The organism is Prochlorococcus marinus str. GP2 (assembly GCF_000759885.1).
Taxonomy (GTDB): Bacteria; Cyanobacteriota; Cyanobacteriia; order PCC-6307; family Cyanobiaceae; genus Prochlorococcus_A; species Prochlorococcus_A marinus_J.
In genome coordinates this window covers 323,923-344,896 of sequence record NZ_JNAH01000003.1, presented here as the reverse complement: position 1 = coordinate 344,896, position 20,974 = coordinate 323,923, and the positions used below count along the sequence as shown (strand labels likewise).

Genomic DNA, 20,974 nt, shown 5'->3' with positions numbered 1-20,974 from the left:
AAATTTAGGAGACAAGAGTCTCTGGCTTATCTTCAATTAGGGAAGCCAAGTCTTTTAAGAATGAAGCTCCATCAGCTCCATAGATCACTCTATGATCAGCTGTTAGATTTACTTGCATTATTTTTTTAACAGATATTGAACCATCACTATTAGCAACAACGGTTGGTTTCGATGATGCTATGGCTAAAATAGCACCGGTTCCTGGAGGAAGAATTGCGTCAAATCTATCAACTCCAAACATCCCAAGGTTAGATAAAGTGAAGGTTCCCGTTGAGTATTCATCAGGTTCTAATTGTTTTGATCTTGATCTTTTTACGAGATCTTTCCATTCCCTTGACAATTCAAATAAATCAGTATTGCATGGTTCTTTTAAAACTGGAGTTATTAGTCCACCATCTTCCATCGCAACAGCAACAGCAATATTTATATTTTCTGGATAAGAAATTCCATTCTCTGAAAAACTTGAGTTAACTTGAGGATGTTTCTTTAGTGTCTTTGCAACTGCCTTTACTAGTAAAGCAGTCATAGTAACTCCGTTCTGTTTTACTTTTTTGTAGAAATTATCTAATTTATCTGTGTTAATGGAATAACCCACCCTAAAACATGGCACCTCTAAACTAGATTCCATATTTTTATTTACCGCTTTCTGAAGAGTATTAAATTGAACTGTTTCTCCAGGATTACCAAAACTATTTCCTGAAGTTTCTGGTTTACTTTCAACTTCCAAATTTGCACCAGGTATACTTGCAGGAGAACCCCCTTCACCTATCCATGGTATAGAGACTGGTTGGCCATTAGCTTTTAAAATATCATCGGCTTGAATCCTTCCGTGAGGTCCGGATCCATGAACCTTTGCTAAATCAACGCCCATTTGAGAGGCAAGTTTTTTAGCTCTTGGAGATGCAATCACCCTCGAAGAAACATTACTTGTAGCTGCATTAATTTGATCGGTATTAAAAGATGGTACAGGCTTTTCACTCTTTAATACGACTTCTTTTTCTTGTTTTTCAACAATTTCACTTTGAATCACAGGTTTTTCTTCAGTTTTATTACTTACCAATTCAAGTTGATCCGAACTAGAAACTTCGGGTTGTTTTCCTTTATTTTGTTCTTGAACAGAAGCTATCTCATCCTCATTTTCTACAATAAGACCGATAGTCTCTCCTACGGGTGCAGTGCTGCCAGCAGGCATTAAAACAGCCGCAAGATATCCATCTTGAAAAGATTCAACATCCATATCTGCCTTGTCAGATTCAACAACCAAGACAGATTCACCTCTTTCGACTTTATCTCCTGGATTTTTCAACCATTCCACAATCTTGCCCTCTGTCATAGTAGAACTCAAGGCAGGCATGAATATTTCGTGAGACATAAGAAAATTGTTATTGCATAAGTTTCAAGGGATTTCTACCAAACTTCCTAAAGTTTTTATGGTTAAGAACCCTTTAAACTCTTGTTTTAATTATACGAAATCATGTTCACAGTGGGAACTCTTAAAACTTAAGAAAGTAATAATTTAGATCGATTAGAATTTAAAACTTTTCGAAATTAAGATTTACTTATATTTATCAAAAATACTAAATCTTCTCTTTAATTATTATCTATAGATTGAATAACTCCATCCTTAACCGTAATCGATACTTGCATTTTTTCAATAAGATTGTCTCCCACAGTGACATCACAGAAACTATCCACTTGCCCTTGATCAACAATTTCGTCCATTTTTAATTCGCGAACTTGACTCTGTTGTTGAAGAAGATTTCTTTTTTGTTCTTCAATTTCATTTCGTTTTGCTGCGACTTGTTGTTGCACCTGACTAACCTGTTCTTGAACTCTTGGATCTAGGGGATTAACCGATTGGGATCTAATATTATTTACTATTTGCTGCCCCTCTTGCTCCAGTTGCGATAACTGCCGATCAATGTTTGAAATTGCTTTACTTAATTCTTTTTCAGCATCTTCCTTCCAAGTTGGTGTAACTACAGCTTTAATAGCTATTGAGCGCTTTATAGATATTGAGTTTTTTGTTTCCATAAAAAATTAATTTACCTTTTCAATATAGATAGAACAAATCAAATTTTCTTACTAAATTTGTTTTCATACATATTTTCTATTTGTAATGAATACTTTTTTTCTATTTCTTTTCTTTTTTGTTTAAGAGTTTGTGTTAATAACCCATTTTCTAGAGTAAAGGCATCAACAAAATAACAATCTAATATTTGTTCTTCTGATCTTGCTCCTAATCGACTTTTAAGCAAATTATTAATTTGTGATTTGAAAAATGTACCAATTTTCTTATTCAGGTTTAATTTTGGAAGGTCTTCTTCCAAAAACTTGCTTTTAACCAATTCGACATTAGGAACTACGAGAGCTGTTAAACATTTCTTATCTTGTCCTACTAATTGAATCTGATTAATAAATTCAGAACTAAGAATTTCAGTCTCTAGGGGATTCGGTTCTATATTTTCACCACTTGATAGCACTATTGTATCCTTGGCTCTTCCGGTTATAAAGAGAGAACCATTTGGTATTAGAAAACCTAAATCACCAGTATCAAACCAACCATCCTTGGATAAAACATCATTTGTAGCTATTTCATTATTAAGATAACCTTTCATTACTTGCGGCCCCTTAACAAGAATTTTCCCGACTTCTCTGAACTTCAGAATCTTTTTTTTATCATCACTCACTATTTTGATTTCAGTAAATGAAAGAGGCTGCCCAGATGATCCTCTAACATTTAATTCTCTTCTCCTACAAGTTAATACTGGACTAGTTTCTGTGAGGCCATATCCCACCAAAACATCTACACCTAAAGATTCAAAAAAAAGATCTACATGTTCTGGCAATGCACCTCCACCGTTGATGGGAAATTTCAGTTTTTCTCCGCATAGTTGTCTAAGAATATTCGGCCATAAAAAAATAGTAGACAATTTATGTAAAGGGTATCGGCTAATAACAGAACCCAGTAAAGGTATTTTTGATTTAAAAGTTGTTTGTTTTATATCTATATTTCTTATCTTTCTAAGACTTCTTTTAAAAACCGAACTATTACTTATCAAAAACTTAATAAGTTTTTGCTTTTTGGAAGGCATTTTTTTCAAAGCCTGAAAAAAACCATCATGTATTGCTTCCCATAGTCTCGGTACAGTAGCCATGACAACAGGTTTTATTTGTGTAATATCATCTTTAAGAAATTTTGGAATTGTATAGTATTGAGAACAACCGCATGAAAAAAAGAAGTATTCAGCACTTCTCTCATAAGAATGCCAGATAGGCAAAACACTTAATACAGAGGTCCCTGGTTCTGGATCAGCGATATAGGCTAAATTGATTATTTGATGTAAAAAATTTGCATGAGTCAGAGGCACACCTTTAGGTTTTCCGGTTGTCCCAGAAGTGTAAAGAATAGTAGCGACGTCATCAATTTCTGGATTAAATTTTTCAAGATTATTATTTTGTGAATTTTCTTTTTCTACTGAACTTATGAATGTACTCCAACTTATTAAACTTTCAAATTGTTCATCTTCTAAATTGATTATAAATTTGAGTCTTTTTTTTAATTCTTCTTTGTTGTTTAACTTTAGCCAAATTTCCTTAGATTGAACTATTAGTCCTACTGAATTAGAGTGCCCAATAATATAGTCTAATTCTACTGAAGGAGAATTAATACCTCTCACTGCATTTATAGCTCCTAAACGCATTAAGCCTTGATCTACTGCTAGCCATCTTGGAGAATTTTCAGATATTACAGTAACTACATCCCCCTTTTTTAAACCATAATTTTCGAAAGAAAAAGAGACTTTTGTTATTAAATCAGCTAGCTCAGAATAAGAAAATTTTTCTTTGTATTTCCCTCTTAAATCGCAAACAGCTAAAGTATCACCACATTTAAATTTTAATTTTTCCCAAATTTGATCTATATGATCAAGGTTCTTAATAAAATCTCTATTTTTGGCAAATGTATTTTTTTTAGAAAGAGGTTTGGCTGCAGGCCAATACGCTAAATCACCCATATTATTTAAATTAATTTTGAAATTTTAATTTCTATTTTGATATAAAATCAAAATTAAATTCTTCCTCGATGGTTTTTTTAACAATTCTCTTGACTTCTTGAGTATTTAAATTTTTGTTGTAATCAATCATATTTGCCATAAGACAATTTTCTATTCCGCAAGGAACAATCTTATTAAAGTTTTCTAATTCGCAGTCAACATTGATTGAAAATCCATTTATCGTAATCCATCTTTTACACCCAATTCCAATTGATGCGATTTTCTTATTTCCTATCCAAACACCAGTAAACCCTTTTCTAGAGTGACAATCTATATTAAAAGCTCCAAGGATTTTTATAATAATTTCTTCAATTTTTCTTAAGTACCAATTTAAATCTTTATTAAAATTTTTCAAATCTAAAACCAAATACGTTACTAATTGTCCTGGCATGTGACAAGTTACCTCACCACCTCTATCAATCTTAAAAACATCATATTCAGCATCATTTAGAGAAAATAGTAAATTATCGTAATTAGATCCTCTCCCCAATGTATAACAGAGTTGATGCTCCCCTATCCAAATAAAATCAGGCTTAGAATTATCTAAAATCAATGCCTCCTGATATTCTTTTTGTAATTTATAAACATCATTAAAAGAAGAAATATTATCAGGTTGTTTAATTATTGCTGTTCTATTATCCATATTTAAGTAGATTTAGAAAGTAAGTAAATATTTTTAGATTTGTTATGAAAATTTTAATCCATGGAAAGAATCTTGAGCTCACTGGAGCATTAAAAGAATATACTGAGGCAAAGATAGAAAAAGCAACACATCACTATAAGGATATCGTTAAAGAAGCTGACATACACCTTTCAATTGAAAAGAATCCAAGAGTCTCGTTCCAAACTGCAGAAGTTACTATTTTTGCAAATGGTACCATAATTAGAGCTGAAGAAAAAACTGAAAATCTATACTCAAGCATTGATTTAGTTTCAAATAAACTTTGTAGAAAATTACGCAAATACAAAGAAAGAAACAATAAAACAATTCATAATAAACAATTTAAAAATAAAGATTCTTTACCAATTGAAAGTATGGAATCAAATTTTTTAGATAAAGCTTTAATTAGGGAAGGAATGGAAGCAAGTCTGCCTGAGCCATCTATAAAAAATAAATACTTTGAAATGACTCCAATTTCATCAGAGGAAGCAAGAAAACAATTAGATCTAATTGATCATGATTTTTATGTTTTTCGAAACAAGAAAAATAATGAACTTCAAGTTATATATAAAAGGAATCATGGGGGTTATGGATTGATTCAATCTAAATAAGTTTTAAATGCCCAATATTGAATATGAATTAAACGAGAAAATTCATGCGATTATTATTAACCCTTATTTATCGTGGGAAGATTTCTGTGTGAATTGCGATTTAATAAGAAAATACAATATCAAAAATATTTCTACTTCACTAAATTATTTAACTGATCTTAAAAACTGTTTGGGTAATTACAGTGCGAATATAAACGCACTTATTTCATACCCTTTAGCAGATTTACCAGTTTCATTTATTGAAGAATTAGTTTGTTTTGCAAAAGATAAGGGTGCCAAAGGAATTGAATATATCCCAAACTTTATCAATTTATCCAAAAGAAATTTAGAAACTTTCGCTGCTGAAATTGAGCAAGTTAAATTATCTGGATTACCAGTTTCAATAATCATAAATAAATCAAAACTACAAGAAGAAGTTTTTACTAATGCGATAGAAATATGTTTGGAATTAGGAATAAAAAATTTTCAGTTTGGGGACGGGTTTGGGTCTCCTCTTACATCTAGTGATTTCCCCGAAATACTAAAAAAAACAGGCTCACAAAATCAAATCAAAGTTGTAGGTGGCATAAAAAAACTGACGCAAGTAATTGATTTGTTGGATATTGGAATTAGTTGCGTGGGAACTTCCAATTTTTGTGAAATTTTTGAAGAAGTTAACTTAATTTAAATGTCTGGTTCTGGTGAGTGGAGACTAAAGGGTCTCTGTATTAAAGCTTCTCCATTAGGCGAGAATGACAGATTAATAACTATGCTTACCGATGAGCAAGGGATTGTTAGATTAGCGGTACCTGGTGCTAGGCGGCCTAAAAGTAGTCTTGCCGCAGCTACTCCTTTAACATATTTAAGTCTGCAGATTTTTGGGAAAAGAAATCTTAAATCTGTACGTCAAATAAAAATATTAAAAAGCTATTCTGGTCTAGGAAAAAATATTGAATGTCTTGCAGCCGCACAAGCAATAACTGAATTAACATTTTTATTAGTAGGTAATAATGACAAGCAACAAGACTATTTATCTTGCGTTCTTGCACATCTTGATAGAATTTATTTATATAAAGAGTCTCAAGAAGAAGATATTAAAATGCTCTCAATGAGTATTCAATCTTTAATCCATCTATTAGCCATCGGGGGTATTAATTTACCAATTCATCATTGTTGTAAAACTGGAGAACCTATTATTCCACCTTTAGGGAATTGGGAGTGGAATTGTTATTATTTGCCAAGTGAAGGGTTTTCATCCATAGAAGATCCTCAAAGTAATCTAAAAATAAATGCATCTGAAGTCGCTCTATTACAGAGACTTCTTTTCCCAGAATTACCAATAAAATCTAATGGAGAGTTGTTGGGTCCCAAAAAAGTCTGGCTCAAAATATTATTCATTATTGAGACATGGATCTCTACTCAATTAGAGAAGGAGCTATCTTCACTAAAAATGTTGAGAGAAATATATAGTTAGCATTTTCATGAACCATTAATAAATTATAAAATTATGATTATCGAAGCTCTAACTGTTAACTTTATAAATAGTTAATTCAATTAATGTGGTTCATATTGCCTGGTTAGGGAAAAAATCCCCTTTTTGTGGAAATGTAACTTATGGTAATTCAACTACTAAGGAATTAAAGGCCAGAGGTCATAAAATTAGCTTTATTCATTTCGACAATCCCTCTAGTTCAAATTCATCAAACCCATTATTTCTTGCAAATGATCCTGATGTAAGTCTCCCATATTTAATTAAATCTCAAGTTTATACAATACCCTCGCCAAGGGCAGAAAAAGAGCTAAGGATATCATTGGAAAAATTAAAACCTGACATAGTACATGCTAGCCTAACTTTATCTCCTTTAGACTTTAGACTTCCAGAGCTTTGTAATGAAATTAATGTTCCTCTTATAGGAACATTTCATCCACCATTTGATGCTAAAAATAGAAATCTAACTGCGAGCACTCAACAATTAACATATCAACTTTATGCTCCATCTTTAGCAAAGTTCGATAAAGTAATAATTTTTTCTGAACCTCAAAAAAATGTTCTTGAGAAATTAGGAGTACCTAAAGAAAAACAAATAATTATTCCAAACGGCGTTGATGAAAATATGTGGAAACCTTTTGGCGAAAAAAGTAAAAAATATGATCAAGTAAAAAACAAACTTGGAAACGAAAGAATCTTTTTATATATGGGAAGGATTGCAAATGAGAAAAATATCGAGGCACTTTTACGTTCTTGGCGCCAAACAAAAACTCAAAATTGCAAATTAGTTATTGTTGGTGATGGACCAATGAAGCCAACACTTGAAAATAGTTTTTCTAACCTTGGCAATGAGAAATTAATTTGGTGGGGTGCCGAATTAGATTTAGAAATTAGGATAGCAATAATGCAAATAGCAGAAGTGTTTTTCTTACCAAGTTTAGTAGAAGGTTTATCACTATCACTTTTAGAGGCAATGTCAGCTGGTACTGCTTGTATAGCTACAGATGCCGGAGCTGATGGCGAAGTTTTAGATAAAGGAGCAGGAATAGTAATTTCAACTGATAATGTAGCAGCACAGCTAAAAACTATAATTCCAATTCTTGTGGAACATCCTTCATTTACAAAAGATCTTGGTGAAAAAGCTAGAGAACGAGTAATTGAGAGATATACAATTACTAAAAATATAAATTCGCTTGAGAATGTCTATATGAACTTAAAAGATAATTATAAAACCTAACGAAACTCTTTACTTCTATTACTAGCTGAAACTATTGATTCAATTAATGCTGACCTTATACTCTTTTTTTCTAATACTCTTAAAGCAGAAATAGTTGTCCCACCTGGAGAAGTGACTAAATTTTTAAGCTCCGAAATAGTTATTTTACTCTCTTTAATTAAAATGATAGTTCCAATTATCATCTCAATCACTAGTTCTTCTGAAAGTTTTTTTGGTAATCCACCACTCAAACCTCCATCACTTAATGCTTCAATAATCAAAGCAATTATTGCTGGCCCTGATGAAGTTAATGCTAAAAATGTATCAAGGTAATCTTCAGAAAATTCGTATACCTTACTAGTATTTTCAAATAATTTTTTTGTCATTTGTTTCTGATCTTTTGTAATTTCTTCACCCCATGCAATTCCTGTTAAACCTTTTCCAACAGTTATTGGAATATTTGTAACAACCCTCACACATTTATGATTTGGAAATTTTTGAGTTAGTCTATTTAATGAAACTCCTGCAAGAATTGAAACTAATAAACTGTCTTTCCCTTTAATATCATGAAGCTCACTTATATCATTAAAATTTTGCGGTTTTATAGAGAGTAGTTTAACTTGACAATCCCAAATTACTTTTGAGTCTTTAGAACTTGATTTATAAACATTAATTTTATATTTATAATTTTTTTTTATATTTTCTAGACTTTTTTCTGAATTAACAACGCAATAAACATTCTCTGGTTGAATTAATTTTTTATCTAATAGAGGCGTAACTATAGCCTTTGCAATATTTCCAAAACCAATAATCGCAATTTTATGAGTCACAGATTAGTCATGAAAAAGCACTTAATTTAGAATCACCCCATGCTGGTTCAGGAGCTGTGTTATTTCCCAAACTATATTTTGGTTTACTATTTGAAGGCACATTAGAAGGAGAAGCTTCTTCTGGAGATGAGCTAGTTACATTTACACAACTTGGAGCAAAAAGAAAAATACTTTCACCCACTCTCTCTTGATGCCCATCAATTGCATACGTTCCCCCAGCAATAAAATCAACTGCTCTTTGGGCCTGATCAGGATCCATCATAGTTAAATTTAGAATTACAGTTTTTCTCTCTCTCAATGCTTGTATGGCTTGAGGCATTTCATCAAAACTTCTAGGTTCCATTAAACTTACTTCTGTTGAGTTTGAGATACCTGGCATTCCAACCACTTTTGATGATCTATTGTTATTCATAAAATCGAACGGATTTGAATTTGCAAGAGCATTTGAATTTCTTGAACCTTGTTTGAAATCGTTAATTTCATTTAATTCATCTTCTGATGCATAATCTAAATCATCAAAATCATCTTCGAGATACTCATCCCCTGCAACAACTGCTTTTAATTTAGAAATAAGTGACACCTTTTAAATCCTCTTGAAATTGATTACTAAGGTTTAAAAACCTAAAGTAATAGATTCATTTTTGAAATGAAAAAACTACCTATTCTTAAATAACGTTACTTGTCCTTTACTGCAAGTTTTAATATTGGATTTTTATAAAAATTATTAGGCTCTTTCTCCAAATATCAATGATCCTAATCTTAACCAAGTTGAACCAGCTTCAATCGCTTCCTGCCAATCCCCTGACATGCCCATTGAACAATCTGGCAGTTGAAGTGAATCGGCAAGTGATCTACATTTTTTAAACAATTCTAAATTTTCTTTAGAGCTTATTCCTTTAGGATTAATAGTCATTAAACCAGATATTGAAATATTTTTTAATTCTTGAATTTCTCTCCATTTCAATATTAAAAGTTCAGGATTAAAACCTCCTTTATTAGGGTCATTACTAAATTTAACCTGCAACATTATCAATGGATTTTTTTTTTCTTCACATGAAATATTTGAAATCTTATGCAATTTTTCAAATGAATCTACTGAATGAATATATTTAAAATTTTGTACTATTTTCCTTATTTTGTTACTTTGTATTCGTCCAATAAAGTGCCAATTTATTTGTTGAAGGTCTTTAAGGATTAATTGTTTCTCATATGCTTCTTGAAACTTACTCTCACCAAAATCATTCTGACCTATATTTTGAATAGTCTTGATTTCTTGACTTTTAAATCCTTTACTCACTGCAAGGATATTTACATTTGATGGGATTTTATTTTTTAATTTTAAATAATTTGAAAGATTCACTTTTTATAAGAAAGTTTGTGTGAATAAATTCTCCCATTTAGTTAGCTCTTCAGATCCTTTTCTTCTTGCTTTTTGAAGGTTTAATTCGGCCTGACTTCTAGCATCTAAATAAGGTATGACTTCAAAAAAAACTTCTCTCTGTCTAACTTCAACTGAAAAAAACATTTTTTGGGCATATAAAGTCGCATAAATATCTCTTCCATCATTTCCTGGAGAGACTTGGTACAACATGCCAAATGTTGGGTGGTTTAAATAACGTTCTGAACTCAAACTACAATATTGTGTTATTTATAATGCACCATACAGTTTTCTAAGAAAAATTGCTATGCAAATAAAACATATCGATAATGTATTAACAATTACATTGAGAGACCCATAAGGATAAAAAATTCTAAATCTATTTATTTTTATATTGATTTCTTTTTTTGAAAGCAATGATTCTGCTCCTTGATCAATTCTCAGCAATATATTTTGAAATAACCTTTCTATAAAAATTAAAAAGACACTAAAGAATTTCTTAAATCCTAATTTTTGGAAATTTATTGATCGAACCGATGCAGATTTAATTAGATTTTGAAATTCTTCCTGTACTAAAGGAATAAAACGTAATGCAATTAATAACTGAAAAAGCCACTTATTTATTGGCAATCCAATTTTTCTCAATGGGTATAGAAACCAACTTAATCCCCACACAATATCTTCTTGCAATGTGGATAAAAGCATCAAATTAACGCTTTGAATAACAGTAAATATCAAGGTAGAGGTTTTTATGCCTAATTCAAGAGATTTTCTTGATAAGTTGAATGGACCAAAATTCATAAACCATATCTTCTGCGAAGGAATTTGCAAAATATTCCAATTTTTATAGTTTTCCAAAGCTACTTCAATCTCATTAGGATTTCTTAAGTAACCATTTAGAGATTGAATATCTGCAGAAGCCAGTATTGATATACATCCAATTAATAAAGATAAGCATGAGAGAAGAAATAATGATCTCCACCAAACTCGAGTTGGTAACAAACTTAAAAAAGTAATTAATAGTAAACTACACACTAAACTTAACCTCCAAATAGGGCCTGCCCAAATTGGAGTGATTAGAAATATCATCACTATAATAATTTTTAATCTACTATCAATAATTCTTAGCCAACTTCTATTGCCATAGACGTATTGACCAACTGGAAATTTGGTAAGTAAATTCATTAATCTTTTTGAATTATTTCAATATTTTCTCTTTGAACTTCTTTATTTAACTCTCTTTGCTGTTTTCCTCTCCAAAGTAAAATGAGAGGTGTGCCTTCAAAGCCTAAATTTACTCTAATTTGTTTTTCAATATATCTTCTATAGGTTATTCCGAATAATTTAGGGTCATTTACAAAAAGAGTAAAAGTGGGAGGTTTGTTCTTTACTTGTGTGCCATAATAAAGCCTACCTTGCTTGCCGCTTCTCTTCGTTGGAGGACTTTTCCAACTAATTGATTCTCTAAGCACTTCATTAACAACAGATGTTGTAACTCTTCTTCTATGTTGATTTACCGCATCTAGAGCATGCTCAAAAATATTGTCTACTCTTTGACCAGTTAAGGCAGAAATAAAAATCATTTTTGACCAGTGTAAAAAATAAAGTTTAGATCTTAGTTCTTTCTCTACTTGATAAATTGTTGAACTATTTTTCTCTACAAGATCCCATTTATTAACAACAATTATACAAGCTCTGCCTTGTTCCTCTATTCGCCCAGCCAACTTCTGGTCTTGATCAGTTACTCCATCTATAGCATCTATAACTAATACACAAACATCACTTCTATCAATAGATTTAAAAGCCCTATTTATACCAAAGAATTCAGTACCGTATTTAACATTTTTCTTTCTTCTAATTCCAGCTGTATCAACAATTTTCCATTGATGATCACCTTTTTTAATAAGAGTATCTATTGAATCAGTTGTCGTTCCACTAAGATCACTAACTATTGCTCTTTTCTCACCAGAGATTGAATTTAACAAACTAGATTTACCAACATTTGGCCTGCCAATAATTGACATCATTATCTTTTCTTCTTCATCCTGAATAATATTATCAGGAAGCTCGTCAATAACTAGGTCTAAAAGATCCCCAGTACCTGAACCATGAATAGCGGAAACAGGTAGAGGTTCGCCCAATCCTAATTTCCAGAACTCTGAAGCCAAAGAGATTCCAAGAGTGGTCGATTCGCATTTATTAACGGCAACAATTGTTTTGCAGCTTGAATTTCTTAACCATTTTGCTATTGATAAATCACCATCAGTAACACCTTGATTTCCATCTACCACGAGTAATGCTAATGAAGCCTCTTCGAGAGCCAAGAAAACTTGTGTTCTTATCTCTGGGAGAAATTCGCTATCATCATCAAAAACTAAACCTCCAGTATCTACTATTTGAAATTCCTTACCTCCCCATGATGCATTTTGATAAGTTCTATCTCTTGTAACACCAGGTTTATCAAATACTATTGCATCATTACTTTGGCAAAGACGATTAACCAAGGTAGATTTTCCAACGTTAGGTCTTCCAATAATTGCTATTGTAGGAAGAATCAATTCTTCTCTCCAAAGAAAGTAGTTTTCATTACAACTATACCTTTAATACAATTATTTACCTTATTTAAAAATTTCATTTGATTTCTGGATCACCAAAATGCCCTTTTGCTGGATTAACAGGAGGTGAACTGGGACTGGGGATTACTTCATTATCATTTGAAAAACAATTATTTTCAATAGCCCAATAAATCAACCAATTTACTGCGGTAGCTCTTCTAGTTCTTCTTGGATAAAGTTCATTAATCTTGTAACCTTTAAAATTTAGAAAATTTTTCAATCCCTGTTTATGTTCTTTTGGAATTGATCGAGTCAAATGTACTGAGGCTGATCGCTCTGAAATGATTTGAGGGGCTTTTTCAAATTTTTCTGACCAATAAGAAGGAGTTAATTCACTAGAAACCCAATTATTTTGCGTTATTTCTCTAGTATAAAAAAGTCTTTCCCAAACCAATTCACAAACAAAAACATCACTAACCCGATCTTCAAGAACAAGAAATAATAGTTCCTTACATATTGGCCATCTAAATTGATGACCAAGGAATTTTTCTTTTTTTTGCATTAATCGAACCTTATCAAAATCAAAGAAAAGTAAGGCATAAAATCCTTTTTATATTGGGATGCATATTGAATAATTTGATCAGGCATACCTACATTTAAAGCTATTGATGATTTATCGATGATATCCTCTTTTTTTAAAATATCCCTAATTAGATGCCATCTTTTCCCAACTTTCATAATGGCCATGACCGTTTTATTCCCCTTACTTTCACATATTAGGGATGCCAATTCTGATTTTGAAGAAGGACATTCTTTGATAATCAAGGTCTCGCCTTTTTTAACTAAATCAAAATCATTCAAAGCTGCTGCTGCTGAAATTGAGGAAATACCAGGTATGGTTTTGGTAATAATTTCCGCATGATTTTTTTTTATTAACCTCAAGATATTAGAAGAACTTGCAAATATTGAGGTATCTCCTAAACAAAGTAAAACAACTGATTCACCATTTTTTATAAATTTCACAATTTTTTCTACTGCGTTAGACCATATTTCATCTGGATCAAAATCCTCCCTAGCCATTGGAAAGATGATAGGTATATTTTTTTTAAATTTGGTGTATTTCTTGACTATTTCTGCAGCGAAACTCTTTTTATTATCATCTGATATTGGAAAAACTATAACTTTCGCCTTTTTTATTGCATCAACAGCAGCAATTGTTAAAAGCGATGGATCTCCAGGGCCAACACCAACGATTGTTAATGATGTTGAATCACTTTTATAACCTTTAAATACTGTAAAAAATTTTTTTGTTAACATTCGAAATTTATTATTTCTAGCTATGGACCCTTGGCATCGTACAAGTCTCAGCAAGAATTTCTGACTCAATTTCGGACAACTCATCTAGCCTTTTGAAAGTTTGATTTTTAGAGAATTTAGTTTGCGCTAGTTTCCAATAAATTCCAAAGTGCCTTGCCTCACTCTCAAGCAAAGATTCATAAAGAATTTTAAAAGATTCTTCTCTAGAATTAAGCGCAAGCAAGCTTAATCTTTCATGACTTCTTGCTTCAATAAGTCCTGCGATTAAGAAACTATCAAGCATTCTATCGGGCTCTTCCTTTCTTATATTCTTGGACAATTCGGCACCATATGGAGGTGGTTTTAGGGACTCAAGAGAATGTCCAAGATCCTTTAAAAAATAAAGTATTTTTTCAAAATGCTCTAATTCCTCTCTCGCTATTGGACTTAGAACTTCTGCGAGATTTGGTTCCGATGGATATCTGAACATCAATTGAATAGCCACTCCTGCTGCTTTTCTCTCACAATGAGCATGGTCAATAAGAATGTCTATTGGATTAGATAATGCGAGTTGGATCCACTCATCTGAGGTTAATGAGTATAAATATTTAATATGAGAAGAAGGCCTTTTAAAATCGACTAGCATTTAATCTCTACTACTTAAATAACCAATGATTCCTTCAAGAGCTAAGGAATAACTTGATATTCCGAATCCACTGATTATTCCTATAGCTTTATCTGTAAGAAAAGATTCTTTACGAAATTCTTCTCTACTAAAAATATTTGAAATATGTAACTCTACAAAAGGAATTTTTGATCCAATTAAAGCATCACGAATAGAAATCGAGGTATGAGTAAAAGCGCCAGCATTTATAAGAACACCTTGGATATTGTTTACAGACGTCTGAATTTTATCTACTATTTCTCCTTCGTGATTACTTTGAAAACATTCAAGATTAATACTTTTTTCTTTAGCAACTTTAATCAAATCTTTTTCTATATCAATCAATGTTTTATTACCATATATTTCAGGTTCTCTAGTGCCCAAAAGATTTAGATTTGGTCCATTTATCAATAAAATATTCATCATCAATAAAGTTTTTTCTTTACAAATGCTATCTAGAAAGAAACAAAAAAACCAAAACAATTTCACACAAAGTGTCCATTAACTGATAAGTTCAAATAGTGGGGGTCGGTGCCCGAGTGGTTAAAGGGGGCGGACTGTAAATCCGCTGGCTCTGCCTACGTTGGTTCAAATCCAACCCGGCCCACTTTAAATTGCCCTTGTAGCTCAGCGGTAGAGCACTCCCTTGGTAAGGGAGAGGTCTCGGGTTCAAGTCCCGACGAGGGCACTTGAGCAATTGATTAATATAACTGATCTCGTAGATCAGCACTTTAAATAGAATTCAAATATATTCTAAATAGTTTGTCTTTATTAATGGCACTATCGTATTACCGGATGCACAAAATATATATTGCAGCAACCATGAATTATGGTCTTGGTTCTGATAATCCAGAAGAGTTGGCTTACTACAACAAAATCAGAAATGAGATGGATGATATAAAAAATCAACCAATTAAAAAAGGAATATCCCCCAATTGGGATATCCTCGAAGGAATGGATAAATGAACCTGAATACTTTTTTATTAATTGATGGGAGTTTGATGCTTATTGGTCTACCTTTATTGATGATTCTTAAAGGCAAAAATTGATAAATTTCCTCACATTTTACCCATATTTAAATTGAATTGTTGATCCTTTATCCGTATATGGGAGTACCTCAAACCGTACATGCTTATTAGTCGAATGGCCTCTCTAACTAGTTAGAACATAGATGTAGTCGTCATGAGCAAATGTCTACCAAATCCAAACTAAAAGAAGATTTTAAATCTGAGATTGAAGAAAGATCAGAAGAAGAACTTCTTGAGGAAGAAATCAGAAATCAGCAAACATTGGATAGCTTTGTTGAATCTGATAAAAACTGGAGCTGATTAAATTTTATTTATTTAGGAGAAAGTTATGAATTTTAAAAGATCACCATTCTCAATTCTAGACAAAAACAAAAGAGAAATGGACTATATCAAAGGAGTTTACAAGAGAAAAATTCAAGCTGAAATTGAATCTTATAAAGATCCCGAAGACGAAGATAAGAGAGATACAATCCAAGCTCAAGATGTATTGATGCTTGATAGGATCTCAATTTAGTGATTTTTTTTTCTTCTTCTTATCTTTCTTTCTCTTCTTTACCTTTTCATAAACCTAATCAACCTTCTAAGCTTCTGCTTTTCCTTATTTAACTACAGTATCTTTTACCTCAATAATTTTAACGGACTTTCCTTTAACTACAGTATTTTTTGTCTTTTCAGTTTTAATTCCAAACTCACCTTTAATAAAATTAGCTATAAAAATAAGAACAGGTACATGAGCTAAACCGCCTATTACTATTCTTGTGTCTGAATAAGCCTTTTATATAGTTAAGAGAACTGAGATATCTAAGCATAAATTTAATTTTTAAATTCATTTTATTAAGCCAATAAACATTAATAATCATTTCCTGATTCGTAAATCAATAATCTTGCTATTAATTGATTAGAGACTTTTTTATTAAATGCCATTAGACGTATTTCTAATGAACATGTGTGTTATAGTTATTGCTTTGCTAATCAGAAGAGAAATCAAACTTAAGAAGGCGAGATAAATCATGAAAACTCAAATTTTTAAAGAGCAATACATTCCAAATATCCATGCCATTACTCTTTTGCTAATGCTTCTTCTATGTCTATGGTTACCTCTAGTACTCAGATTCTTATTAATAATTTAGCCAAATTAATTAGTTAATACTCTAATCCTTAAACAAGGCTATATCCTAATTTTGTTTTAAAGATCTTATATGGAACTCCTGTTGGCATTAAACTTATATATGTTTGCATAGTTAGTTTTTCAACTAATCAGAAACCCAACTTGTGATTTTCGTTGTGCTATAAATATGTCCTCCAGATTCTATATTTTTAATGGTTTCAGGATCTGAAAAAACATGCTTGGCAACACCTTCTTCAGCTTGATGAATAACAATAACTTCTTTTGGATCAATTAAACTTTTACCACGATATAAAGGAGTAAGTCCTACCGTTTTATGAAATGCATCTATCTCTGGACTATCAAACATTTTTACCCATTCCTCAAATGTATTTGAAAGTTTAAAGGTGAAAACAGTAGTTTCAATAGTCATAAAAACAAGCTAATTGCTATTTATTTTAAATCGACTGTCAATAATCAAGAAAAAACTGGAGAATATGGTGTTTTTCCATTCATTAATGATGTACCAATTGGTTTATAGATATTAATCAATGTATCTTATCCGAACCTAGAACTGAGGGGCCATCTATAAACTCCTGAAAATCTTCAGCAGAAATACCTTCTTTTACTTCCCAAAAAAAAATATACAGGACCAGTTTTAGTTACGGCATTTGCAGAGTGGTTAAAAAATCCTTTTTCTTTAGTAATTGCTACCGCATCATCCAATCCACCACCTGGTGACATTGCCACATAAGCTGTTTCCCACCATTTTTCAGCTTTTCAAACCTTAAATTCAAGAAGAACAAGTTAAAAATAGAAATTATCTAAAAATTAAGAATTTTAATTTGGTATCGCATGTACCGTTTATACGTTTTTTACCAGCTATTTATTAGATATGAGTTATTTTGCTGAACCAAACTATATTGAATATGATGCATGGTTCGATGAAAACATCGACCCATTGGATCTTGTGAATTACTCAGATGAAAAGGAGTTCAGTGATTCGGTACACTTTAAGTTCCATAAGATTTCCACTAGAAATTTAACGATTGGTTCTTCTGATAATTTTCACTGGTAAGTAAAAGATTTTTCACTCCATAGATAGTTATGAATCTTACGCAGAATATGTTCCATCACTTTCTCTTCGTGCTTTAGCTAATACAATTTCATCTACAACTTTTTCAATCATGTAAGCACTTTTTTTACCAAAGCATTTTTCTTTTTTTATACTCTCAAAATCATTTGAGATTAAATCATTATTTTCACAACAATCGCATTTAATATCAATTTCCTTACCTCTGAGAACCTCCAAAGCTCTAGAAAAAATCCATTGCTGAACTGAAATACTTTCCCAAGTATCAAAATTAGACCATTCATCAAAATCCCTATTAAGGATGCCTTTTAATCCATCAGCCTGATTTATATATACTAAGTGTGAATCTTTTCTTGGTTCATCATTAATACCAATTGTTTTGATAGAATTTTGATTCATTAAATATAGATTTATTGAGTAGCCTTATCAATCTAGAGGATTCTTTAAAAATATAAACAAAAAATTTCTCAAATAAGATCATTAATTGCTTTATCCAATCTAGAAGTATGATTTGTATTTCTGAGTAATTCAAAATCCTTAAAATCAAAGCCCGGGCCAACACAACAACTCACTAAAGTAAATTCGCCTGTACTTTTTGCAGCTTGCCAATATCCAGATGGGATCATTTCTACTGGATTATTGGAATCTAATATTAAATTTCTTATTAACTTATTATCATTATCTAGGCACCATAAATTCAGAGGATCGCCCCTTAAATAAATCCAAATCTCATCAGCATTTTTTACTCTGTGCCAAGCACTTTTTGCATCTCTCTCCAAAAGATAATAAATTCCCGTAATAAAGTTTCTACTTTGGCCATCTTCCCTTATTAGAGAATTCTTACTCCTTATTATCTCTCTAAACCATCCACCCTCAGGATGAGGAGATAAATTGAATTGTTTAATGATTTCTATGTTTTTTTTATTAGGATTCACATCACAAAACTATATTTTTAATTTCTCTTATACTTAAAAGCAAACTGAAAATAAACTATATTTTCTAAAAAATTAAGCACAAATAACTGACAAATCTACAAAATTTTTCTTTTCATCTGCCAGTTCAGTAATGATTCTATCAAGCCATTCAGAGGTCGTTTCACAATAGCCTACATTTAAAATAGTTTTTTGCTTTGCTGTTTCTTCTTTATTCATGGTTAAAGTATTTTTATATAAATTAGTCTTTAATTAAATCTATGTGAATAAGTCTTAATTACTATCTATTTTAAAAAGTTGTATTTAATACATATTTAAGAACTGCTAGTAAACAAATAAAATTAAATCGTTGACAAGAAAATGTATACAAGTAAGAGTAGAAAAAATTTATTATTTAACCTATGAATAACATCAAGATTGAGGAATTGATGAAAGTAAGGTTTGATGGTATTGCTAATAGAATTGGGCAATTAAGCAAAAGCGAAAGTGAGTCTTTATTACTTGAGCATCTTGAGTGGTTGGAGGGGGGATGGGAGACTGAAGAAATCTTATTTTTAAAAAAGCCCTACAGAAAATGGTGGTTCTAATTCCACTTCTATAAATAATTAATGATGGCCTAAGGGACCAGGGCCAGATCCTATTTTATAAGAATTGTCTAAAGATTTCTCAACAAATAATTTCGCTTTTTGTATGGAATCAAATAGATCAAAACCTAAAGCCTTATAACCACAAATAGCAGCACTCAAAGTACAACCACTACCGTGGGTATTCTTTGTATTTATAAAATTATTAAATAGCCACTCTTTTCTACCATTTAAGTCAAGGAAAAAATCCTTCCCTTTCATATCTGTTAAACCTCCACCTTTTATAAGTACCGCTTTAGCTCCAAGACCAATAATTTTTCTTGCTGAATTTTCGATATCTTCTTTACTCCTTATTGCTAAACCAGAAAGTAGATTTGCTTCATAAATATTTGGTGTTACCAAATCAGCAATTGGTAATAAGAGTTTTTTATAAGCATTAATAGCAGAATCTTCCAGTAATTTAGAACCAGTTCTTGTAACCATTACAGGGTCAATAATTTTGGTTATTTTGTATGTATTTAATTTTGAAGCAGTATCATTAATTATCCTTTCATTTAATAACATTCCAGTCTTTAAGGCATCAATAACAAAATCAGCAAATAAAGTATCTAACTGATTTAATAAAGTATTCTTCTCTACTGGTTGAACGCATGTAACCTCTATACTATTTTGTGCGGTAATACATGTAATAACAGAACATCCATGTACTTTAAGGGCCATGAAAGTTCTCAAGTCAGCCTGTATGCCTGCTCCACCCCCAGAGTCACTACCGCCTATTGAAAGTGCAATTTTAGAATACATAATTTATTAACTCGTTTTTGAAAGTACTATAAATAAATTTTAATTTAAATCAGAAATCTGAATATGCATTAAAAAAATCTAATTCCAATTCCATAGCTCTTTTGTATAAATATTTGGCCTGATTAATATCATATGTTTCTTTATTGGTCTCAATAAGATTTTCAAGTGATTCTGCTAGTTTTTCAAAGCTCACATCAGAGTATGTAATAATCCATTCTTTATATTTAATGTCAAACGCCTCCTTATACAAACTTTTACCTATCCAAGAATAAAGTCGCATACATGGAGTCATTGCAAACATTATTTCAACGGAACTAAGTCTTTTGGAAGTATCATCAAGAAAATCAGTATAATTTTTAGTAGCTTTTTTTATATAGTTATTAGATAAATCAATATCCCATTCTTTCGCATAAGTTTCATGAAGTATTAACTCCTCTGAAACGCCCATTAAAAGTTCACTCAACTTTCTTATTGAATACTTATCTTTTGATTTAGAAACTGCAAGGCCATATGCCTTAGCAAAAGTCTCTAAAAAGAAATAATCTTGAGCTAAATATTCTTGAAATATTTTTTTAGGGAGACTTCCATTCTTTAAACCTTGTACAAATTTTGTATTTAAACTTAGTAAAGCAATCTCATAATTATCCTCCCAAAGTTTTTTTGTTATTTTCATTTTTTTGATTTTTAGTTATTCTAA

30 protein-coding genes and 2 tRNA genes are annotated in these 20,974 nt (G+C 31.3%); 11 read left to right on the top strand and 21 right to left on the bottom strand.

Annotated elements, in window-relative coordinates; translation table 11 throughout:
• Positions 1 to 4: 4 nt before the first annotated feature.
• The 4 genes from EU91_RS05765 to lipB all read right to left on the bottom strand — a co-directional run bounded on the left by EU91_RS05765 (position 5) and on the right by lipB (position 4,698).
• A complete protein-coding gene (locus tag EU91_RS05765) occupies positions 5 to 1,372 on the bottom strand; it encodes a dihydrolipoamide acetyltransferase family protein (protein ID WP_032524121.1) in 1,368 nt (455 codons plus the stop codon).
• Positions 1,373 to 1,590: 218 nt separating this feature from the next.
• A complete protein-coding gene (locus EU91_RS05770) occupies positions 1,591 to 2,034 on the bottom strand; it encodes a YlqD family protein (protein WP_032524120.1) in 444 nt (147 codons plus the stop codon).
• A 38-nt stretch (positions 2,035 to 2,072) separates the two neighbouring features.
• The gene (locus tag EU91_RS05775) at positions 2,073 to 4,016 is read right to left on the bottom strand and encodes an AMP-binding protein (protein WP_032524119.1); all 1,944 of its coding nucleotides are present in this window, start codon (positions 4,014 to 4,016) and stop codon (positions 2,073 to 2,075) included.
• Between the two features lie 31 nt (positions 4,017 to 4,047).
• On the bottom strand, positions 4,048 to 4,698 hold the full coding sequence (gene lipB / locus EU91_RS05780; protein ID WP_032524118.1) for a lipoyl(octanoyl) transferase LipB: 651 nt from the start codon (positions 4,696 to 4,698) through the stop codon (positions 4,048 to 4,050).
• Positions 4,699 to 4,742: 44 nt separating this feature from the next.
• Between lipB and hpf the strand changes: the two genes are divergently transcribed.
• The 4 genes from hpf (at position 4,743) to EU91_RS05800 (ending at position 8,032) form a co-directional block, all read left to right on the top strand.
• Positions 4,743 to 5,327 carry a ribosome hibernation-promoting factor, HPF/YfiA family gene (gene hpf, locus EU91_RS05785; RefSeq protein WP_032524117.1) on the top strand — a complete coding sequence of 195 codons (585 nt, stop codon included), beginning with the start codon at positions 4,743 to 4,745 and terminating at the stop codon, positions 5,325 to 5,327.
• Between the two features lie 7 nt (positions 5,328 to 5,334).
• Positions 5,335 to 5,994, top strand: coding sequence for a deoxyribose-phosphate aldolase (locus tag EU91_RS05790; protein ID WP_032524116.1), 660 nt, complete (start codon positions 5,335 to 5,337; stop codon positions 5,992 to 5,994).
• Positions 5,995 to 6,780, top strand: a complete 786-nt coding sequence (gene recO / locus EU91_RS05795) for a DNA repair protein RecO (RefSeq protein ID WP_032524115.1) — start codon at positions 5,995 to 5,997, stop codon at positions 6,778 to 6,780.
• A gap of 85 nt (positions 6,781 to 6,865) precedes the next feature.
• Positions 6,866 to 8,032, top strand: a complete 1,167-nt coding sequence (locus EU91_RS05800) for a glycosyltransferase family 4 protein (protein ID WP_032524114.1) — start codon at positions 6,866 to 6,868, stop codon at positions 8,030 to 8,032.
• Here the strand turns inward: EU91_RS05800 and proC are convergent.
• From proC to aroQ, 10 genes are all read right to left on the bottom strand, one after another.
• On the bottom strand, positions 8,029 to 8,841 hold the full coding sequence (gene proC, locus EU91_RS05805; protein WP_032524113.1) for a pyrroline-5-carboxylate reductase: 813 nt from the start codon (positions 8,839 to 8,841) through the stop codon (positions 8,029 to 8,031). The two genes, EU91_RS05800 and proC, sit on opposite strands and share 4 nt — an antisense overlap.
• A gap of 7 nt (positions 8,842 to 8,848) precedes the next feature.
• Entirely contained in the window at positions 8,849 to 9,421 is a 573-nt protein-coding gene (locus EU91_RS05810) for a cell division protein SepF (RefSeq protein ID WP_032524112.1), read from the bottom strand.
• A gap of 144 nt (positions 9,422 to 9,565) precedes the next feature.
• Positions 9,566 to 10,201, bottom strand: coding sequence for a YggS family pyridoxal phosphate-dependent enzyme (locus EU91_RS05815; RefSeq protein ID WP_032524111.1), 636 nt, complete (start codon positions 10,199 to 10,201; stop codon positions 9,566 to 9,568).
• Between the two features lie 3 nt (positions 10,202 to 10,204).
• Positions 10,205 to 10,471 carry a PII-interacting protein PipX family protein gene (locus EU91_RS05820; RefSeq protein WP_032524110.1) on the bottom strand — a complete coding sequence of 89 codons (267 nt, stop codon included), beginning with the start codon at positions 10,469 to 10,471 and terminating at the stop codon, positions 10,205 to 10,207.
• Between the two features lie 18 nt (positions 10,472 to 10,489).
• Positions 10,490 to 11,404: an energy-coupling factor transporter transmembrane component T gene (locus EU91_RS05825; protein ID WP_032524109.1), complete on the bottom strand. Its 915-nt coding sequence runs from the start codon at positions 11,402 to 11,404 to the stop codon at positions 10,490 to 10,492.
• Complete coding sequence (der, locus tag EU91_RS05830; RefSeq protein ID WP_032524108.1) at positions 11,404 to 12,777, bottom strand: ribosome biogenesis GTPase Der; 1,374 nt, start codon at positions 12,775 to 12,777, stop codon at positions 11,404 to 11,406. Before der ends, EU91_RS05825 begins: the two co-directional genes overlap by 1 nt.
• A 73-nt stretch (positions 12,778 to 12,850) precedes the next feature.
• Positions 12,851 to 13,336, bottom strand: a complete 486-nt coding sequence (locus tag EU91_RS05835) for a DUF1823 family protein (RefSeq protein ID WP_032524107.1) — start codon at positions 13,334 to 13,336, stop codon at positions 12,851 to 12,853.
• The gene (gene cobI, locus EU91_RS05840) at positions 13,336 to 14,091 is read right to left on the bottom strand and encodes a precorrin-2 C(20)-methyltransferase (protein WP_032524106.1); all 756 of its coding nucleotides are present in this window, start codon (positions 14,089 to 14,091) and stop codon (positions 13,336 to 13,338) included. The genes EU91_RS05835 and cobI overlap by 1 nt, the downstream gene beginning before the upstream one ends.
• 16 nt (positions 14,092 to 14,107) lie before the next feature.
• Positions 14,108 to 14,716 carry a tRNA-(ms[2]io[6]A)-hydroxylase gene (locus tag EU91_RS05845; protein ID WP_032524105.1) on the bottom strand — a complete coding sequence of 203 codons (609 nt, stop codon included), beginning with the start codon at positions 14,714 to 14,716 and terminating at the stop codon, positions 14,108 to 14,110.
• A complete protein-coding gene (aroQ, locus tag EU91_RS05850) occupies positions 14,717 to 15,157 on the bottom strand; it encodes a type II 3-dehydroquinate dehydratase (RefSeq protein WP_032524199.1) in 441 nt (146 codons plus the stop codon). It lies immediately after the preceding gene.
• A gap of 102 nt (positions 15,158 to 15,259) precedes the next feature.
• Here aroQ and EU91_RS05855 point away from each other — a divergent pair.
• The 5 genes from EU91_RS05855 (at position 15,260) to EU91_RS0108495 (ending at position 16,276) form a co-directional block, all read left to right on the top strand.
• Positions 15,260 to 15,341 (top strand) — tRNA-Tyr (locus EU91_RS05855).
• Between the two features lie 9 nt (positions 15,342 to 15,350).
• Positions 15,351 to 15,422, top strand: a tRNA-Thr gene (locus tag EU91_RS05860).
• A gap of 86 nt (positions 15,423 to 15,508) precedes the next feature.
• The gene (locus EU91_RS0108500; RefSeq protein WP_032524104.1) at positions 15,509 to 15,700 is read left to right on the top strand and encodes a hypothetical protein; all 192 of its coding nucleotides are present in this window, start codon (positions 15,509 to 15,511) and stop codon (positions 15,698 to 15,700) included.
• 224 nt (positions 15,701 to 15,924) lie between these two features.
• Positions 15,925 to 16,062, top strand: coding sequence for a hypothetical protein (locus EU91_RS09285; RefSeq protein ID WP_193741588.1), 138 nt, complete (start codon positions 15,925 to 15,927; stop codon positions 16,060 to 16,062).
• Positions 16,063 to 16,090: 28 nt separating this feature from the next.
• Positions 16,091 to 16,276, top strand: coding sequence for a hypothetical protein (locus EU91_RS0108495; RefSeq protein WP_032524103.1), 186 nt, complete (start codon positions 16,091 to 16,093; stop codon positions 16,274 to 16,276).
• Positions 16,277 to 17,015: 739 nt separating this feature from the next.
• Here the strand turns inward: EU91_RS0108495 and EU91_RS0108490 are convergent.
• Together EU91_RS0108490 and EU91_RS09570 are read right to left on the bottom strand one after the other, a co-directional pair.
• Entirely contained in the window at positions 17,016 to 17,300 is a 285-nt protein-coding gene (locus tag EU91_RS0108490; protein WP_011817861.1) for a DUF3764 family protein, read from the bottom strand.
• 173 nt (positions 17,301 to 17,473) lie between these two features.
• Positions 17,474 to 17,617, bottom strand: coding sequence for a hypothetical protein (locus EU91_RS09570; RefSeq protein WP_241433921.1), 144 nt, complete (start codon positions 17,615 to 17,617; stop codon positions 17,474 to 17,476).
• A 145-nt stretch (positions 17,618 to 17,762) separates the two neighbouring features.
• Between EU91_RS09570 and EU91_RS0108480 the strand changes: the two genes are divergently transcribed.
• Positions 17,763 to 17,945 carry a hypothetical protein gene (locus EU91_RS0108480; protein ID WP_032524102.1) on the top strand — a complete coding sequence of 61 codons (183 nt, stop codon included), beginning with the start codon at positions 17,763 to 17,765 and terminating at the stop codon, positions 17,943 to 17,945.
• Positions 17,946 to 17,981: 36 nt separating this feature from the next.
• Here the strand turns inward: EU91_RS0108480 and EU91_RS05865 are convergent, their stop codons facing one another.
• The 3 genes from EU91_RS05865 to EU91_RS09280 form a co-directional block, all read right to left on the bottom strand.
• A complete protein-coding gene (locus EU91_RS05865) occupies positions 17,982 to 18,359 on the bottom strand; it encodes a hypothetical protein (protein WP_032524101.1) in 378 nt (125 codons plus the stop codon).
• A 68-nt stretch (positions 18,360 to 18,427) separates the two neighbouring features.
• Positions 18,428 to 18,895 carry a cupin domain-containing protein gene (locus tag EU91_RS05870; protein ID WP_032524100.1) on the bottom strand — a complete coding sequence of 156 codons (468 nt, stop codon included), beginning with the start codon at positions 18,893 to 18,895 and terminating at the stop codon, positions 18,428 to 18,430.
• A gap of 72 nt (positions 18,896 to 18,967) precedes the next feature.
• Positions 18,968 to 19,111, bottom strand: coding sequence for a hypothetical protein (locus EU91_RS09280; RefSeq protein WP_193741587.1), 144 nt, complete (start codon positions 19,109 to 19,111; stop codon positions 18,968 to 18,970).
• Between the two features lie 182 nt (positions 19,112 to 19,293).
• Here EU91_RS09280 and EU91_RS09170 point away from each other — a divergent pair, with 182 nt between their 5' ends.
• Positions 19,294 to 19,479 carry a hypothetical protein gene (locus tag EU91_RS09170; protein WP_152556166.1) on the top strand — a complete coding sequence of 62 codons (186 nt, stop codon included), beginning with the start codon at positions 19,294 to 19,296 and terminating at the stop codon, positions 19,477 to 19,479.
• A gap of 18 nt (positions 19,480 to 19,497) precedes the next feature.
• On the opposite strand, the gene thiD is transcribed toward EU91_RS09170, so the two are convergent.
• Both thiD and EU91_RS05880 read right to left on the bottom strand, forming a co-directional pair.
• Positions 19,498 to 20,277, bottom strand: a complete 780-nt coding sequence (gene thiD / locus EU91_RS05875) for a bifunctional hydroxymethylpyrimidine kinase/phosphomethylpyrimidine kinase (RefSeq protein WP_032524099.1) — start codon at positions 20,275 to 20,277, stop codon at positions 19,498 to 19,500.
• Positions 20,278 to 20,326: 49 nt separating this feature from the next.
• A complete protein-coding gene (locus EU91_RS05880; RefSeq protein ID WP_032524098.1) occupies positions 20,327 to 20,950 on the bottom strand; it encodes a TenA family protein in 624 nt (207 codons plus the stop codon).
• Positions 20,951 to 20,974: the final 24 nt, after the last annotated feature.